General features: G+C 59.0%; 9 protein-coding genes and 2 pseudogenes. 8 read left to right on the top strand and 3 right to left on the bottom strand.

Annotation, left to right across the window (positions count from 1 at the left end):
* Positions 1-323 precede the first annotated feature (323 nt).
* Positions 324-659: pseudogene (locus AB6730_RS00650) on the bottom strand (integrase); the annotation flags it as partial.
* 469 nt (positions 660-1,128) lie between these two features.
* On the opposite strand from AB6730_RS00650, the gene AB6730_RS00645 reads away from it, so the two are divergent.
* Entirely contained in the window at positions 1,129-1,587 is a 459-nt protein-coding gene (locus AB6730_RS00645; RefSeq protein ID WP_371021731.1) for a hypothetical protein, read from the top strand.
* Between the two features lie 208 nt (positions 1,588-1,795).
* Here AB6730_RS00645 and AB6730_RS00640 read toward each other — a convergent pair whose 3' ends face one another.
* Together AB6730_RS00640 and AB6730_RS00635 are read right to left on the bottom strand one after the other, a co-directional pair.
* Positions 1,796-2,998: a hypothetical protein gene (locus tag AB6730_RS00640; protein WP_371021730.1), complete on the bottom strand. Its 1,203-nt coding sequence runs from the start codon at positions 2,996-2,998 to the stop codon at positions 1,796-1,798.
* Between the two features lie 57 nt (positions 2,999-3,055).
* Entirely contained in the window at positions 3,056-3,394 is a 339-nt protein-coding gene (locus AB6730_RS00635) for a multiprotein-bridging factor 1 family protein (RefSeq protein WP_371021729.1), read from the bottom strand.
* A 74-nt stretch (positions 3,395-3,468) separates the two neighbouring features.
* On the opposite strand from AB6730_RS00635, the gene AB6730_RS00630 reads away from it, so the two are divergent.
* The 7 genes and pseudogenes from AB6730_RS00630 to AB6730_RS00600 all read left to right on the top strand — a co-directional run bounded on the left by AB6730_RS00630 (position 3,469) and on the right by AB6730_RS00600 (position 17,413).
* A complete protein-coding gene (locus AB6730_RS00630) occupies positions 3,469-4,761 on the top strand; it encodes a hypothetical protein (RefSeq protein WP_371021728.1) in 1,293 nt (430 codons plus the stop codon).
* Positions 4,758-7,055, top strand: a complete 2,298-nt coding sequence (locus AB6730_RS00625) for an ATP-binding protein (protein ID WP_371021727.1) — start codon at positions 4,758-4,760, stop codon at positions 7,053-7,055. Before AB6730_RS00630 ends, AB6730_RS00625 begins: the two co-directional genes overlap by 4 nt.
* Positions 7,052-8,356, top strand: coding sequence for a hypothetical protein (locus AB6730_RS00620; RefSeq protein ID WP_371021726.1), 1,305 nt, complete (start codon positions 7,052-7,054; stop codon positions 8,354-8,356). Before AB6730_RS00625 ends, AB6730_RS00620 begins: the two co-directional genes overlap by 4 nt.
* A 463-nt stretch (positions 8,357-8,819) precedes the next feature.
* Positions 8,820-10,664 carry a Z1 domain-containing protein gene (locus tag AB6730_RS00615; protein WP_371021725.1) on the top strand — a complete coding sequence of 615 codons (1,845 nt, stop codon included), beginning with the start codon at positions 8,820-8,822 and terminating at the stop codon, positions 10,662-10,664.
* Entirely contained in the window at positions 10,654-11,112 is a 459-nt protein-coding gene (locus AB6730_RS00610) for a hypothetical protein (RefSeq protein WP_371021724.1), read from the top strand. Before AB6730_RS00615 ends, AB6730_RS00610 begins: the two co-directional genes overlap by 11 nt.
* Before the next feature lie 164 nt (positions 11,113-11,276).
* Positions 11,277-11,681, top strand: a pseudogene (locus AB6730_RS00605) (ABC transporter ATP-binding protein); the annotation flags it as partial.
* 470 nt (positions 11,682-12,151) lie between these two features.
* Positions 12,152-17,413: a hypothetical protein gene (locus AB6730_RS00600; protein WP_371021723.1), complete on the top strand. Its 5,262-nt coding sequence runs from the start codon at positions 12,152-12,154 to the stop codon at positions 17,411-17,413.
* Positions 17,414-17,419: the final 6 nt, after the last annotated feature.

Here is a 17,419-nt window from a genome sequence, read left to right as displayed (position 1 = left end):
CGGCAGGTCACGTCGAGGATCTCAGAATGTCATCCAGGATGCTCGTCGCTGCGGCGCTACTTCTGTTCTTCTCAACCGTCGCAGCCCAGGTAGCGCAGGTCAGCCCTGTCCAGCTCGGCAGCGACACCCCGAAGGAATGGCACGAGCCAGGCGCCGACCAGGACTTCATCAGGCGCGAGGTCATGATTCCGATGCGCGATGGCGTGAAGCTGCACACGGTCATCGTGCTTCCGCGTGGCGCAACCGCGGCGCCGATGGTGATCGAACGCACACCGTACGATGCGAATTCCTTCCTGTCGGGCCACGGCATGACGCTGCGCGATAATATCTGCCGCAGCCAACCAGGCCTCAAGCGCCTGGGCGGCGCGATCGAGAACGGGTTTGTCGGGGGTCGATGTCGCGTTGACACCCGCTTGCTGAGTCTTGCTGTGCTCCAGCCTGTAAATATAGCCCTGCGGGCCAACCCGGCGCAGGTCACGCAGATCTGCCGCCGCCAATTCGCTGCGCCGGCGACCACCGCTGGCGAAGCCAAAGCAGAGTAGGGCGCGGTCTCGAAGACCTTCTAAGCTGTCGTCGCAGGTGGCCAGCATGGCCTCAAGCTCCGTGAGCGTAATGGCGGTCTTTTTCCGTGGCCGCTCGCCGCGTTTGACCATCGCGCGAGGGCCAGCTACAACAACGAGTTATGGCTGGGAGTCGCCAGAACGTGACATCATTTCGAGGGGTGACAGGATTTGTTGGTTATGGGACTGGTCGCCGACAAATGCGACCGACGACATGTCGGTATCCGCTAGATGACGTCGTCGCACCCGATTATTACGTAAGTGCATGATTCTACGCGCTTATCATCGGGCACGCGGCGAATTTCCGCGCACTCAACGCGCGCAAGGCGCCTCGATTAAGCGGCTGTCGCCGCTAGCGCGCCGCGATTTCGCGGACGTCCATATCCTCGCACACGTCTCGCTCCCCAAACGACTCATTTAGCGGGATCGTGCCGGACGGCTGACTCTTGAAAACAAGGACAGAGTTGCGGCGCCGGCCAGCACCGACGCAGGTAGTGGCGCTGGCGGTGGTATCCCAGGTGATAGTACGGCGAATCAGCCTGTCGCCGCCAAAGCGCCAGTTGTCGTCGTGCAATCGACCGATGAGGTTGCCGTTCCTGTCACGGTGACCGCTACCGTGGTCGAGACTCGGCCAGAACGAGGCGGCCTCGCATTCGTTGCAAAGGTATTCTCAGACATTAAACCCAAAGTGACGACAGCGGCGATCAACGCAATTGACTCCAGCGCCAGGGCAGCTGCAGAAGGCGAAAAGAAGAGCAGCGCATTCGATGCCGAGGCCGCATACACCGATTCGCTCTCGAATGAGCTGCAGGCCATCGTAGCCTATTGCCATCAATCGTCGTCCGCGACTGATGCGCCTGGAGCGATTGATCGTATTGCCAAGTCAGCGGCGGCTCGCTCGGCTCAATTGAAGTCCAGGAGCGACGCGATCAAGGCCGGCGACAACCCGTCGAGAGATCCCCTTGTCGTGGTGGACGACCAGCCAGTGGCCAACTCATCGAATCAAAGCGTCTGTACCGGCAGGTGATGGTGCGAGGAATAAGGCAGCGACAAGCAGAAAGGTCGATGCCTTTAACGACGGCGACTTGTGAAGGCACCAGCCAAGTAGGTGAGTCTGCCGGTCAGTCTTCGTCGGTCTCTGGCGGCTCGATTGAGGCGGTTCACCCTATCAATTGTTCGAGAATGTTTCGGTCGCAGGCCGCCTGCCTGGTAGTGGCGCGCGGCGACGGTGCTGCTTACGCAGCACGAGCCTCAAACGTCAGGATCGTTTCGGTGCGCATACGCTTGGACAGCGTGCCGGTCGCGGTGACAGGTAGGTAACGACTGGCGGCAGGCAGGTCACGCTCGGTCTCGCTGACCAGTGACAGGCCAGCATGAATCCCAGCGCATCGCACGCCATCGGAGTTCCGGATGAAGGTGTCCTTGAGACAGGAATTGCCCAAGACGTATGTGGCTCGACCGTCAACGCGTAGCACACGCGCGGCCTGCTGCATCATCTGAATCAAGTCGTGCGCGTAGCGTCGGACCATGCGCTGATGATTTGGAGTGAGCACTTCGATATCGCACATGGACTGGGCCACGCTCTCCACCATGGAGTTGGCGGCTTCACCGCCACGCTCAGCGCCTACGGTATTGGAACGGATTGCGCGCAAGTCAGCCAGACGATGACCCAGCCAGACCAAGGACATACGGTGGCCGCGCATATAGTCGATGGCATTCAGGTACGGGGGCGAGGTCAGTATGTAGTCGACGCTACCATCGGCCAGGGCGATCTGACGGGCGTCGCCCAACTGGACTGCGGCGGCCGGGGCATTCGTGCCGCCGTCACGGGGCTGATCCTTGAGACGCTTGATCACCTGCTCGACCGAACGTTGGAAACCCGCGTTTACGTCATAGCCCGATTCTAGGCTAACCCGGTGTGGCCGGCTATGCGAGGTGTCGCGAGCCAGCGAGGCGCATTGTTCCTTGGTGATGATGATGCGGCTGAGTGCGATCTGCAGTACATCGACAGCGCGCCGGCGAATCGCGCCAAGGCGGGCGGCGCGCCGGCGCGCCAGTACGACGGCCAGACGGCTCAAGGCGAGGCGCTGGTCCCGCGCGAACCAGTAATCGATGAACGTGCGCGTCTCCTCGTCGTGCCAGGCAGGGCGGTCGGTACGCAGATCCACGCGGGCCGCCTCGGCCATTACCGTGCGGTACTCATTGATGACGGCGGCCTCGTCCACTGGCGTGGTCCAGACGCGGCTCATCAGGACCGCAAGCGGGTCCATGTCAAAGCCCACTGCAGCATGGCCGAGAGCCAGCGCCTGGCGCAGCACGGTACCAGAACCGGTCATCGGGTCCAGGACAGTGCTGCCAGGCGGCAGTGAGGCCAGCGAGTCAAGGGCGAGTTCCGGTGCCATGCGGGCAGGGAAGGGGTGAACGGTGCGGATCTGCATCGGTCATGTTCCTGTCAGGGCGCCATTCCTGGCACCAAATGATTATGAGGGTTTGTCTCAGCGATTGCGATTGCGATTGGAATGGCCCGCCGGCCGTAGTCCTTGCTGCCTCATTCCGCGTATGGCGGATGACAGCGAGTCAAGAGCGGCCATTACGGTGTCCCACCCCGGATCGTTCCCCGGATCGTTGGCCGAAGGAGGGTGCACGTCCCCGCGGAGGATATTCATACAATGCATAAGCACATCTCCGGGAGGCGTCACCGTTCCCTTCTCGTATCGGGAAATGACCCCTTGGGATTTCCCGAGTGTATGGCCGAAATCCCCTTGAGAAAGCCCGCTTTTCGTCCGAGCCTGCTTAATGATGTCGGCAGTGGGAAGGGTGGGTTGACGTTGCATGGTTTGAACAGGATATGCATGTTATGCATACTATGCAAGCCATCATGCATCCCCTATCATGCGAGGTAAGCGAAATGGAGACGCTCTTTGTGGACATCACGGATGTAGACCAGCTCTGGAGTCGGCGACTGCGCGACGTGCCCGCTGATCCTGCGTGGGACGTGTCCGACGAGCGTGAACCGCGGATGCATCGCATACATGCATATCCGGCTAAATTTCCCGCCTTCATTGCCACGCGCGCGTTCGCGTATGCTCGAGGGCACGGACTGAATCCACGACGGGTGGCCGACGTTTTCTGCGGTTGCGGCACCGTGGCTCACGAAGCCCAACGCGCGGGCCTTGCTTTCTGGGGCTGCGACATCAATCCGGTGGCCACTCTGATCGCTCGGACCAAGAGCGCCCGGCTCGATCCGCAGACACTGCTGAGTTACCTCGGCTCCGTGCTGAGGCGCGCCGAACGAGGTGGCGAGCGTCCGGACCTGTCACCGGCCGCTGAAGAACGCCTACGACGCTGGTTCCAACCCGGCCAGTTCGACGCCTTGGGTAGTCTGCTCGCGGCCATCCGCGAGGAGACGCCGACCGATTCGATGTACCGAGACGCGTATGAATGCATGTTCTCGGCGATCCTGAAGGCCTGCTCACAATGGCGGCAGCGATCGATCAAACCGGCGCTCCACCCGACCAAGATCCCCAGCCCGGTGCTACCCACGTTCGCGCAACACATGGGGCGCCTAGCTCGCGCACTGTCCGAGGAGGGTCGGCCAGCACACCGACAACGGCCCGTGGAGATCCACCGGGCAAATGCGCTTACCGTAGCGCGGCCGGAACGGCTGGTGTCCATGATCATATCGAGCCCGCCGTATGTGACCTCATATGAATATGCCGATCTGCATCAACTCTCGTCCTTGTGGCTGGGTTACGCGGATGACTATCGCGACCTGCGCGCAGGCTCGATCGGCAGCGCGCAACACAGCCTGAACCTCAAGCGCAGCGTCAACCAGCTCAACCGCATCGGCAACCAAGTCGTCTTTTCGCTGTACGACCAGGACCGTCGCGCGGCCAGCGCGGTAGCCAACTACTATATCGACATGCAGGCGATCGCCCGCCGTTGTCGCGAGTTACTTGCGCCTCAGGGTATTGCCATGTTCGTCATCGGCAACACAAAGTACGCAGGCGTGGACATCGACAATGCCTCACATCTGGCCGAATCGCTGCTGGATGCTGGCTTTGGCCGCGTCCGCGCGGTGCGCCGGACCATTTCAAACAAGATCGCTACCCCGTTCCGCGACAACTCCGGACGTTTCAGCCGGACGCGGACGGGGCACCATGTCTATGCTCACGAATATGTCCTCATGGCCCATCTATGACCCGAGCACGCAAGCTCAAGTTCAAGCCGTATGCCCGACTGCTGACTATGCTGGGCGATCAACTCATCAAAAATGAGCGCGTCGCCTTGGTGGAGCTCATCAAGAACGCTTATGACGCTGATGCCAGCTGGGTAAAGGTGACTTTCGAGGGCTTTGACGTTGATTTCCGCCCGCAGGGCGCACACGCCCGCATCATCATCGAGGATGATGGCCTGGGGATGACCCTGGACGTCATCGAGAACCACTGGGTCAATCCTGCCACACCAATGAAGTTGATTGGCAAGAAGAGCAAGCCGCGCACGGCAAAGAAACGCGTCATCCAAGGTGAGAAGGGCATTGGTCGTTTTGCCCTACTTAAGATTGGCCGCAATATCACAATTACCACGCGCCCCAAGCGCGAGGCTGGTGAGCACGTGCTGAATCTAGACGTGTCCGCGTTCGATGAAAACTTCCTCAGCGGCGACGAAGGCATCTTCCTGGACGACCTGCGTATTTCGTTGTCAGAAGTGGCGCCGGCGCAAGTGATTCGGCGCCAGAAGGTCGAGTTGGGTACCGCCGTCGAGCAGCGACCGGCCCATGGGACGCGGATTGAAATTGGCGCCTTAGCTGGTACTTGGTCGCGGGACAAGGTAGCAAAAGTATATGAGGACCTCATTCGCCTGCAGTCGATCTTCGATGCAGGCTTGCTGAAAAACCCGGATGCCACGGCCGATGCTGATGCTGATGCTGATGCTGACGCTGATGCCAAGAATGTCGATCCATTCGAGCTTTTCATCTATCGCGACAATGCTTATGAGCCGTTCGCCGCCGATCGCCGCGATGTGCTGACCGAGCTGATGCGTACGCGTGCGGCCTTCAAAATTCATGGCGAGTACGACGAGGCGGGCAAGGCCTTCCACTTCAGTATCAACGGCAAATCGCAGACGATAGGGTTGCTCGACCCGCGCTTTACTGTGCTGCCGGTCTATCGCGCTCAGTTTCGTGATTCGGCCAAGCACCTTCTGCTCGAGGACCGCACCACAGCCTGTGGCCCTTTCAAATTTAGCTTCTACGTTTTTGATCTCAACCAAGATGCGGCTACGAAGCACCGTCTGGAGGGCCCGGATCGAGACCTGATCAAACAGCACCGCATCTATCTGTATCGCGATGGCATCAGGGTCTACCCGTACGGCGACCCTTCAGACGACTGGCTGCTCATTGATGTACGCCGAGGCACGATCAAGGCGAGCGAATTCCTAAGCAACGACCAGGTCGTGGGCATGGTCGAAATCACCCAGGCGGACAATCCGAACCTGCGTGACAAGACCAGTCGCGAGGGACTGGTGGACGTGGGCAACGCCACCGACGACTTCCGAGCGCTGCTCCAGACTTTCCTCGCTTGGATACGCAAGGATCCGTACGACAAGCTGCTGATTCAGGACAAGAAGAACCGCACCGACGTGGCCGTGTTCAAGGGCAACGAGGTGGAAAAGTCGTTGGAGGACCTGACCCGGGCTATTGCCGAGGGTAATACCTCCGATGCGACGCAGAAGCTTTCCGAGGCACGCAAGCAGTACAAGGCCGAGCGCCGCTACCTGACCCAGCGTGCGGAGAACTCTGAGCACTTGGCTGGTGTAGGCCTGTCGGTGGAAGCTGCTTCGCACGACTTGATGTTGGGTCTGGGCTCGGCCTTGCGCAAACTCGACGCGCTGATTGTTCAGGCCGGCCGTAAGCGGCCTATCGATCCCGACCTGCTGCACCCGGAGTTAACCTCGGTGCGCGGCATGCTTTCCTTCGTCGAGGCGCAGATGAAGGATATGCAACAACTGTTCAAGTCGACCAAGCAGCGCCGCCAGAACCTGCGCGTGGCCGATGTCCTGCAGAAGGTCCAGCGCTTCTATGGAGCAATGCTGGAGAAGGAGGCCATCGAGTTCGAGGTCGTTGCCGTGGGTTCGCCGTTGGTGGCCAATACCACTGAGGCGGTACTGCTGCAGTTGTTCCTGAACCTCTTCGACAACGCAACCTTTTGGCTGGAAGGGCGAAAGCCGCCGCGCAAGATCGAGGTGCTGCTGGATGGCGATCGCCAGATCATGGTTTTCGCCGACAGTGGCCCGGGCTTTCGTGATGACGACATTCCGTACCTGTTCGAGGCGTTCTTCTCGGGCAAGGGCGAGGACGGGCGCGGCCTGGGCTTGTATATCGCTCGTCAGCTACTGGATCGCCACGATTATTCCATCGAGGTCTCGACTAGGCAGGATCGCATCCTCTCGGGGGCCAATCTCACCATTTCGTTCGTCAAAGGGGGCGAGCAATGAACGCGGCAAGTCAGGGACGACAAAACGTCGATGTCCAAGGTTACTTCAAGGGTGTGGCCGTCGTGATCGACGACAGCATCGGCACCGAAGGCGACGATCTCATCAACGAAATCATCCAGGGTATCAAGGATGGAGGCGGCCACACCGTCAACCTGACGAGCCTGCCCGATGACACAGCGGACTTGGACAATTTTTCCAACGTCTCGTTCTTCATCATGGACTGGAACCTGTCAGGGTTTGGATTTGGCATTACGATCGACAAGAAGGGAAAGGACGCACAAGCGGCAGCGAACATTGCTTTCTTAAAGCGGCTCGGACAGCACCGGCATGCACCCGTGTTCATCTTTACGCACAATAACGTCGACGAAGTCCGCCAGTACCTGGTCGACGCCGACCTGTACCCCGACGATGGATCTGAGCAACACCTCATGGTCCGCGACAAGGCAGAAGTCGGTGCCAAGGTCTATGACGTGCTCAACCAGTGGGCCGAGAAGACGCCCTCGGCGTTGGTATTAAAGAAATGGGAGCGCGACCACGTAAAGGCGCTGAATGCCTTCTTCGCCGACTTCCACGACCGCAATCCGTATTGGCCGGTCATGCTCTGGCAGACGTTTGAGAAGGACGAGGTGGGCGCTGCCAACGAACTAGGTCACCTGATCAGTCGCCTGGTTACCGCCCGTATGCCGTCTCTGGACGTGGATCTAAAGCCGTTCGTGGAGGGACTGGACGCCGTGCAGGCGGCGAATGCCGAGGCCTACCAGAAAGCCCTTCTTGAGGTCCTGCAGGGCGAGCGCGTGGTCCCTGGTACGCACCTTGAAAAGGAAAGCTTCGCGCCGGGCGATTTCTTCGTGAAGGAAGAGAATGGCGAGCGGCGGTACTTCATCAACATCCGCGCCGAATGCGACTGTGTCATCCGCGGCAAGACAAAGGATGCGCAACTGTATCTGCTCAAGGGTCGCGAGCTCCTCGGGGATGATCTCGCGAAGAAGATCAATTTCGCGATGGGCAACCTCAACGATCAGCACAACGAAGAAATCGTCTTTGCCATGCATGACGGCAAGGCCATCCGGTTCGGGTTCCGCGACTTGAAGGTCGTCAAATGGAACGAGTTCAAGGACCACCGTGCCGGCCGCTTGCTCTCACCCTTCATCACCCGCCTGCTGCAGAGATACGCGGCCTACAGCCAACGCCCTGGTCTGCCCAGATTGCCAGCCATCGTCCTGGGCGCCGAGCCTGTTACGGCAGCGCCGGGCAATGCGGGGGACGGCGCGGAATGCGAGTGTGAGCTGCCTGCCGCGTGAGGTCCACGCCAGGGCGGACCTGCTAAAGAGAGGCTCGGCAGTAGCGGGCCCATCCGCCCAAACCAGTGAGCGGGCGATCGGGAAGGGCTGCCGCTCGAATAGCATCCCGCACAAGGCGGTCGCCCGGGCTGCGGACCTGTCGAAAGTGGGCGCGAGCGCGCCAGGCGTGTCCCCCTCTGGTCAGACATCGTCGACAGTTATTGGCACTGTTGGGGGATTGAGCCGATGGCAGCCGTCTTGCGAGTTGCGATAAGGTCTGGCAAGGCTGTTCCTACATGCCTTCCGCTAGAGCGACGCACGAACCCGCCTACAGGGTCGTGCTCCGGCGTTTGCCGATTCTGCGCATTGCATGGACGGCGAAACGTGATCCGATGCCGTCGCGGCGTGCGATCGCCATCCGCTGTTGCTTTGCCGTAAGGCCGGGGGCCTTGGGCAGCCACAGCTTCAACCCCAGGGAAGACACATGACCAACGCGTTTGATATTAATCGGTTCAAGAAACCGTCCGTACCTACTGCCCAGTATGCTCGGCAGCTAAAGCGCCTCACCGCCGCGGGCAAGGAAGTCCAGTCCATTGAGAAGGCCGTGCGCGGCGCCATCACTAACCTCGAGGATGGGCATCGGTCGTTCGTGATCTATGGGGAGCCGCAAAGCGGCAAGACGGAGATGATGATCTGCCTCACGGCCAAGCTGCTCGACGAGGGCAGGGATGTGATCGTTCACCTGCTTAATGACAGCGTGGACTTGCTAGGCCAGAACCTCGGCCGGTTCAAGATGTCCGGCCTCGCACCGGCGGCGCGCAACTTCAGCGAAATCCTTGATCCGGCAGTGAAGATCAAGGGTCAAAAGCACGTGATCTTCTGCAAGAAGAACGGCTCCGACCTCAACAAGCTGCTGGAAAAACTATCCGGCATCGATGGCGTTATCGTGATCGACGACGAGGCGGACTACGCCTCGCCCAATGCCAAGGTCAACTCCGGTGGAAAGACCCCTATCAACGACCTCATCGGCAAGATCCTCAAGAAGAAGGGGATCTATATTGGGGTGACTGCGACGCCAGCTCGCCTGGACCTAAATAACACCTTCAAAAACGACAGCTCTGTCTGGGTCGACTTCCCTCCGCACTCGAAGTACACCGGTCAGGACACGTTCTTCCCGCTCGAAGGTCCAATTGCCTATCAGCGCACGTTGCTCGCCGACGCCGGCGCCGACCCGCGCCACGCCCGGCAGGCCCTGTTCGGATTCCTAGTCAATGCCGCCTACCTCAACGTCTACGTCAATGAGGCTGAAGAGTGTTATTCGTTTCTCGTCCATACTAGTGGCAAGAAAGCGGACCACAAGGACGACTGGACTGCCGTGCAGCAGACCCTTTCAGTCTTGGTATCGCGCGAGGGTGCTAAGTTCGAGCCATATACCAAGGCCATTTGGCAACTGGCAAAGGACCGCTATCCCGAGGCCTCGGCCGATGACATTACTGCCTACATCCTGGAGAACATCTCTCGGAACGCGCTGGTTGTGCTCAACAGCGAGCGGGACTGGAAGGATAACGCAGGCGCAGCAACCGACCCAAAAAGCCTGTTCACCATCATCATCGGGGGTAACATCGTCTCGCGCGGCGTGACGCTCAACAACCTCCTGTCGATGTTCTTCACCCGCGATGTGCAGCACAAGATTCAGCAGGACACCTACATCCAGCGTGCGCGCATGTTTGGTAGCCGCGGGGACTACCTCAGCTTCTTCGAACTGACGATCCCTCAGGCGCTCTACATGGACTGGCACCGTTGCTTCGTCTTCCATCGCCTGGCGCTATCGGCGATCAAGGACGGCTTGGGCTCGCTGGTATGGCTGGGCGATGCGCGGATCTCGCCGGTGGCCGCCAATAGCATAGACCGCTCGACAGTCGACTTGGACCGAGGCGAGATGTCGTTCGGCCTGTTCGACTACAGCGAAGAGGTGCAGAAGCTGCTGAGCTCGAGCAAGCCTGACAAGGACAAGCTGACCCGGTTGGCCGCGCTGCTGGGCGATGCCGCGATGCCCGGCTACCTGGTGCGATACATCGAGCGGACCTCGATCGGCTCTGCCAATACCCTGCATGTGCATGCCCCACTGGATATGTCCGGGTACAAGGACGCTGATACCAAATCCATCGTCCGCGCCAAGGGATTCATCGGTACGACCCAGCTGAACAAGGCGCCTAAATCGACCGTCCACCACCTCTTCGTCATCCACAACGGCAAGGGCAAGGCGCGGCTAATCTACAAGTTTGTCGGGTCCATCAAGTTCCTGAAGAACTCCGCGAATGATCCGTGAGTACAAGCTGTATCACGGCGCGGTACTGGCCGACATCGTGGCCATGCATGGGGGCGCGGTGACGATACGTCCGCAGGAGGAGGGCGGGCGTCTGCTCAACTACGTCCTCAACGAACAAGTCGGACTGCAGGTGAAATACGCTACCCAGCGTCTGCGACCGTGGCCTTTCAGTTTCTCGTCATCCCACATCTCGTCGTTGTCAGACCTATTATCCACCTATAAGGCATCTTTCGTCGTGCTGGTTTGCCATACCGATGGCATGGTCGCCGTCGAGGCTTCGGATGTTGTTGCCCGTCTGGATGCCGAGCAAGGTTGGCTACGCGTGGAACGCAAGAAGCACGAGATGTACCGGGTCCATGGGCCAGGAGGTGAGTTCCCGGGCAAGTACAAGATCACGGTCGAACCTATCGTGGAAGCGCTCTGGCGGCTGGCTCGAAAGAGCCGATGAAGGCGCCGCGTGCGAAGTAACCAACCGCCAGCATCCTTTCCGCTGGAAAACCGATGAGTGTAACTACACTTTCTTTATCATCTGCTCTACGAGGGCGAGCAGGCACTGCCGTCGGTAGTCCGCTAATCACGTAGCGAGATCTTTAGATAGACGTACGTCGGTTCACGACGACTTTTCGAGCCGAACGGTTAGACGGTCAAGACGCGTCGGCGTTGGGTGATCGTGAGCGAAGCAGGCTTCGCAACGAGAAGATTGGCTTCATCTTTCAAGGTTTCAATCTGCTTCCTGATTTGAACCTCTTCGATAACTTGGACGTCCCGCTGTGTTACCGCCGGCTAAAAGCGGCCGATCGTCAGAAACGAATTACAGAGGCCCTCGCTCGCGTAGGGCTCGGATCGCGGATGAAGCATTACCCTTCTCAACTTTCGGGTGGCCAGCAGCAGAGAGCAGCGATTGCACGAGCCCTTGCCGGCAGCCCCCGCCTCCTGCTGGCAGACGAGCCGACGGGAAACCTTGATTCCGAGATGGCCACCAATGGGATCGCACTTTCCCGTTCCAGCGCGGCCGCCATTGAAGGGCGAACCTCTATCCGCCGCACGTAGGCTGCGAGTTTGACCAGCGGCTGAGGTCGATAGAGCCTCTTTCTATGTCATTCCTCGCGCTCGGGTCAGCCAACTAGCGCCGCGCACAGAGGGATCAGCAGCATTTCTGCCAAGTGGTCAAGCATGCGTGCTGTAAGCGAATGCCATTAAGTCGTGTAGGGGTTTTCCTACACGGTCTCGGCTTTCTTTAAAAAAGCCTAGCCGACTTAAGGCATTGCGACCGAAAAATGCCATCCCTCCGCATGAACCTACGACTTGCGGCCTACTTTTCGTCCATCACCATCAGGACTAGCGTCAGTTGTCGAGTGGGGGCGGGGATCATCGACGCAGGGCGCTTCAGCGCTAGCCGGAAGCGTGCTCGACGTACGTCACCCAGGGGCTGCAGCCGATGAGGCTGCGGGGCGCTTTCGAATGTTAACTCATTGGAATCCCGAACCATGACGAGCCGATTCGGTTGGTTATGCGGTCTCGCGTTCACGTTCTTGTCGGTTTCCAGTGGTGTTGCCGCGCAGACTGCGACCACGAACCCTGAGGACGAGTACAAGAAACTCGTCAGAGTCGATACTGAGGTCCAGCCCCTCGGCGAGAATCCCTTCGGGGAATCTGTCAACGTCTTCGACGGCGGGTTCTCATTTCATGTGGTCGACATTTCCGTGCCAGGGACGGGCCCAACTATCGAAGTTGGCCGCACATTCCATGCCGACGGCGACGCGTCAGTGCGATGGTCGAACTCCGAATTCGGCGACTGGGACCTCGATTACCCGCGCCTCACGACGCTGACGTCGAACCAGGGCACCCTCATTGCAGGGCCCAACCAGATTGGCTGGCTGGTCAATTCCATCGCACGCACCGACCGCTGCACTCATTTCGGTGCGCCACCTGACCAGCGCGTGGGTCGGCCTGGGACGGACCCCCTACCGCCGGATGCATGGTGGAATCAGGGATACACGCTTCAAATTCCTGGGGTGTCCGATCAGGACATGCTCTTTCGAGTCGCCACGTCGCCAGCGGCGCCGATCATCGGCGGCCTAAACTATGTCGCCATCTCCAAAGGTCGCTGGCACTTGGGGTGTCTGGCCTCGACCGCCAATGGCGAAGAGGGCGAGGCTTTCGTGGCTGTCGGCCCCGACGGGCAGAAGTATTGGCTTAATCAGCTGCTATATCGGCCTGCGCGCAGCTACGGCATCATCCGCAATCTAGGTGTCATGGCTGTGACCCGCGTGGAGGACCGATTCGGTAACTTTTTGACCTACAGCTGGATCGGGACCCAGCTAACAAACATCACCGCGAGCGACGGTCGAACGGTTACGTTTGAGTACGCCGCCGACGGCGTACATGTGAGCAAAGTCAACGTCGTCACCGCAAACAGCGGCACCCGGAGCTGGACCTATGCCTACACGCCCGTGAGTGGCGGTGGTTCAGTGCTTTCCAGTGTGGTACTGCCTGACGGGAGCGCTTGGGCGTATGACCTCTCCGCCCTAACGTTCGACGTCAAGTCGACTGCGCCGATTGGTCATTGCAATGATGTCGCGGAACCGCCCGAATCCAACCAGGTCGGCACTATCACCGGTCCGTCTGGTATTCAAGGGCGGTTCGAAGCGCATCCCAGGCGGCACGCTCGCTCCGACGTCGTCGAAGCGTGTTCTGCGACTATGCCGGCGGATCTGGGATCGCAGATGCGGCCACGCTATACGAACAACCTTGCCCTTACCGTTAAGACCTTCTCCGGGGCTGGCATTCCTCCGCAGACTTGGACGTACAGTTATCCTCAGGCAAGCGCGAGCTGGCATGCTACGTGCGTTGTATCCGGCTGCGATACGACCAGCACATCGCTCCTCGTAAATCCCAAGCAGGAGCTCACGCGTTACACTTTTTCGAACCGCGCCGACGCCACGGAAGGTAAACCGCTCAAGATCGAATACTTCGCAACTAACAGTCCCACGGGTACTCCGGTGCGTACCGAGACATCTGAGTACGCCGCGTTCGATCAAGGACCGTGGCCGGTGCGCTTTGGGGGCGGGTACAACATATGGGCTAACTTGTACCGTCAGGAGCGTGAAGCGCCACGAAGCAAGAAGGTCATTCTTCAGGACGGTGACGCCTATACATGGCAGGTGCTGCAGTTCGACACGTTTGTACGACCTGCAGTGACCCGGCGTTTCAGCAGCCTCAATGCTGCTTTCCTCGTCGATGAAGGCCACACTTATTTGGACAGTACGGACCGAAGCATTATAGGGCTGCCGCTAGTCGCGACGAATCTCACGAAAAACCAAATCGTGAGCCAAAACAATTACGACGCCAACCTTATGCTCGTGTCCCGCGACCGTTTCGGTCAGCGAGTAATGGACTACTCGTTCAACGCACAGGGACAGCTCGCTAGCTTCACCGACCCGCGACTCAACACAACGTCGCTATCTGCCTATAAGTTGGGTATTCCCACTACTATCAACTTTCCAGACAAAGCGCCGGATCATCCGGACGGCACGACTGAAACCATTGCAGTCGATGATTTTGGACAAATCACGGCCATTACAAATCAGGCGGGGGCGACTACCTCGTATGCGTACGATGCCATTGGGCGTGTCGCGCAGATAAACTATCCCATTGGTGACAGTGTGGCTTGGGCACCGAAGGTCTTCACCTATACGTACAGCGCGGACGCACGTGGTATGGGAGGCAATCACTGGGTCCGTACGCTGACCCAGGGTAACTACGCCGAACGCACCGATTTTGACTCAATGCTTCGCCCGGTGATGACGGGGAAAGCGGAAGCGGGTACGGGAGCCTTATATGTCTCGACCCGCACCGAATATGACTGGGTTGGCCGAAAGATCTTTGATTCTTATCCCGTCGACGGCGCCCTAGATCGTTTCGCCATCACACAAGGCATATCTACAGCCTACGATGTTCTTGGGCGCGAGATATCCCGTACGCAGACGGCAGAGCTCGCCGGAGTAACGACAACAAGCAGCTACTTGTCCGGCGGTGTACGTCGTGTAGTAGATCCCAACGGCAACGTGGTCGATACAGCCAACCAGGCATTCGATGAGCCCGCTTACGACAAGCCCATTAGTGTCAGTACTTCAGACGGAAACTCTCCCGTCGTCCAGACCATCATCCGCAACGTTTACGGCGACCCAGAGCAAATTAGTCAGGGTGGCGTGCTTAGGAAACTCTATTACGATTCTCAGCAACGTCTTTGCCGCACATTCGACCCCGAGACGCAAAGTGAAATGACCGGCTATGACGCCGCCGGGAACACAGTGTGGGTGGCCTCTGGGCAGCCAGTGAACGGTGACAGCTTTGGTTGTGGGTATGATCAGGTTACTACTGCGGCGAAAGCCATTCGCACGTTCGACGGCATGAATCGCCTGACCTCCGTCGCTTATCCCGGCGGATCTGCGGCCCTGTCCTTCACCTATGATCCGCTTGGCAATCCGGCGACAGCCATCTCAACGAGTGCCACAGCCAATCCCAACACTAGCGGCACGACTAGCTGGACCTTTGGCCGAAATAGCCGCGGGCTGCTCACTGCAGAGGTCCTATCCATTGGCAGCTTTTCGTGGACCATCGGGTACGGGTATGACGCTAATGGGAACGCTGCGAGCATGCAGTATCCGGATGGCAAGCTTGTCACCTTCGCCCCTAATGCATTGGGACAGCCAACAAAAGCGGGGGTCTACGCCACGTCTGCAGCCTACCATCCAGACGGTCAGCTTAAATCCTTCGCATTCGGCAACGGTGCGTTGTTCTCCAGTACGCTCAACCCGCGAAACCTGATGAGGAACATTACCGTGGGCACCGCTGCCGCGCTTGCGATAAGTGAGGATTTTACGTATGACAAGAATGCGAACATTATCGACATTCACGATTATGTAGGTTCTGGCCAGAGGAGCCGCGCACTCACTTATGATGGACTCAACCGGCTAGCGTCAGCAACTGCGTCAGGCCTTTGGGGCAGCGAAAGCTACACATACGACACTGCGAACAATATTCGCAGCATTACGAGTGGTGTTACGACGAACACATACACCTATGATACAGCTAACCGCCTTCAGTCCATCTTAGGCGGTACGAACCACGCTTTCGAGTACGATGCCAGGGGCAATACCACCAAACGTGACAGTCAGGTCATGGTGTTCGACCTTGCCAACCGCCTGACGTCGGTAACAGGGAAGGGCGACTACCTGTACGACAGCTCCGGGCGGCGTGTCCGAAGTGTCTCCCCCTCAGGGACGACGTACTACGCCTACAGCGCCGCTGGCCAGTTGGTGTGGCAGTTTGACCCCACGACCCATGCTGGCACGGACTACGTCTACCTCGGCAACAAACTCGTCGTCAGTACTGTCAATACCCAGGCCAGTTCACCGTCGGTACCGGTCCTTAGTGCGCCTGCGTCTGCGCTAGTGGGAACAGGCTATACGGTCTCCTGGACGGCCGTCGCCGGTACAACGAGTTATGAACTCCAGGAGCAATCAGGGAGTAGTGGTTGGGCGACCGTCGCGTCCGGGACCGCGATTAATCAGGTGGTAAGTCATTCAACCGCCGGTACGTTCCATTATCAGGTCCGCGCCTGCACTGTTGGTGTTTGTGGCGCCTGGAGTGCGCAAGCCACGACCGTGGTTAGCACGACCCAAGGTCGGCCGGAAGCACCCCCGTCAATCAATGCTGTCATTAGTGGCGATGAACAGAGCTTTGCGATCACTTGGTCTGCATCAGCTGGGGCAACTTCATATGAAGTCGAATCTTTTACAGGGGTCATATGGGCCGCGGTCTACTCAGGGCCAGGACTGTCGACGTCTGTATCCGCACCATATGACGGGAACTACGCCTTCCACGTTAAGGCGTGTAATACATCCGGATGTAGCGTGTGGACCGGCTTGGCCACAGGCACCATCGTCTTTCGACATACGCCGTCGGTTCCCTCGTCCTTCACCGTGCCGGCGACAAGCACGGGGCCGGTGAGCATGAGCTGGGGCACGTCAAGCCACGGCCTAACCTATGAACTGGAACAGAGCTCCGACAATATAGCTTACGCGAAGATCTATGGTGGCCTAGGGACGTCGTTCACTAAACTATTGTCCGCGAGTGGAACCTACTACTTCCGCGTCCGCGCGTGCAATTCAGGTCCATGCAGCGGCTATACCCCCGTCCGTGTCAGTACTGTGACCATCGCACCCTCCACGGCACCCACAATTTCGGCACCTGAAATAAGTATCGACGGCTGCTACACAGTCGCGTGGGGGGGCGTGACCGGGGCGAGCTCATATGTCATGCAAGAGCAGCTCAACGGTGGGGGATTTGCGACAGTCATCAACGATGGGTCCGGTACACTGAACATCTGCGGCAAGAGCAACGGCACCTACGGCTATCACGTCCGGGCTTGCAATGTGGCCGGCTGCGGCGCCTACAGTTCGACCGCCACGGTGAAGGTGTTATTCCCACCAACTCCACCAAATAACGTGCAGACGGTAAAGACGCAGATCACCACGTCTAACATCCGTTTCCAGGGAAGTTGGGGCGCCGTAAACACGGCAAGCCGATACGAGGTGATAACCGGGGCGACGTCGATTTACAGCGGGTCAGCTACATCGGCCTTGCTCCAGGCGGGATCCTCTCCAGTTCTTATCGGTACCTATTCCGTGCGTGCATGTAACGCGTCCGGGTGCTCCGACTATGTGCCGTTTCCCTCGCCGTGACTCGGA

The sequence above is a fragment of the Luteibacter sp. RCC_6_2 genome (genome assembly GCF_041360655.1).
Classification (GTDB): domain Bacteria; phylum Pseudomonadota; class Gammaproteobacteria; order Xanthomonadales; family Rhodanobacteraceae; genus Luteibacter.
This window is presented reverse-complemented; position numbering and strand designations above follow the sequence as displayed.

Excerpts from the sequence above, each read along its gene's own strand:
- AB6730_RS00615 (WP_371021725.1), top strand. The coding sequence starts at position 8,820 with ATGACCAACGCGTTTGATATTAATCGGTTCAAGAAACCGTCCGTACCT.
- AB6730_RS00620 (WP_371021726.1), top strand. The coding sequence starts at position 7,052 with ATGAACGCGGCAAGTCAGGGACGACAAAACGTCGATGTCCAAGGTTAC.
- AB6730_RS00630 (WP_371021728.1), top strand. The coding sequence starts at position 3,469 with ATGGAGACGCTCTTTGTGGACATCACGGATGTAGACCAGCTCTGGAGT.
- AB6730_RS00600 (WP_371021723.1), top strand. The coding sequence starts at position 12,152 with ATGACGAGCCGATTCGGTTGGTTATGCGGTCTCGCGTTCACGTTCTTG.
- AB6730_RS00610 (WP_371021724.1), top strand. The coding sequence starts at position 10,654 with ATGATCCGTGAGTACAAGCTGTATCACGGCGCGGTACTGGCCGACATC.
- AB6730_RS00625 (WP_371021727.1), top strand. The coding sequence starts at position 4,758 with ATGACCCGAGCACGCAAGCTCAAGTTCAAGCCGTATGCCCGACTGCTG.
- AB6730_RS00635 (WP_371021729.1), bottom strand. The coding sequence starts at position 3,394 with ATGCAACGTCAACCCACCCTTCCCACTGCCGACATCATTAAGCAGGCT.
- AB6730_RS00640 (WP_371021730.1), bottom strand. The coding sequence starts at position 2,998 with ATGCAGATCCGCACCGTTCACCCCTTCCCTGCCCGCATGGCACCGGAA.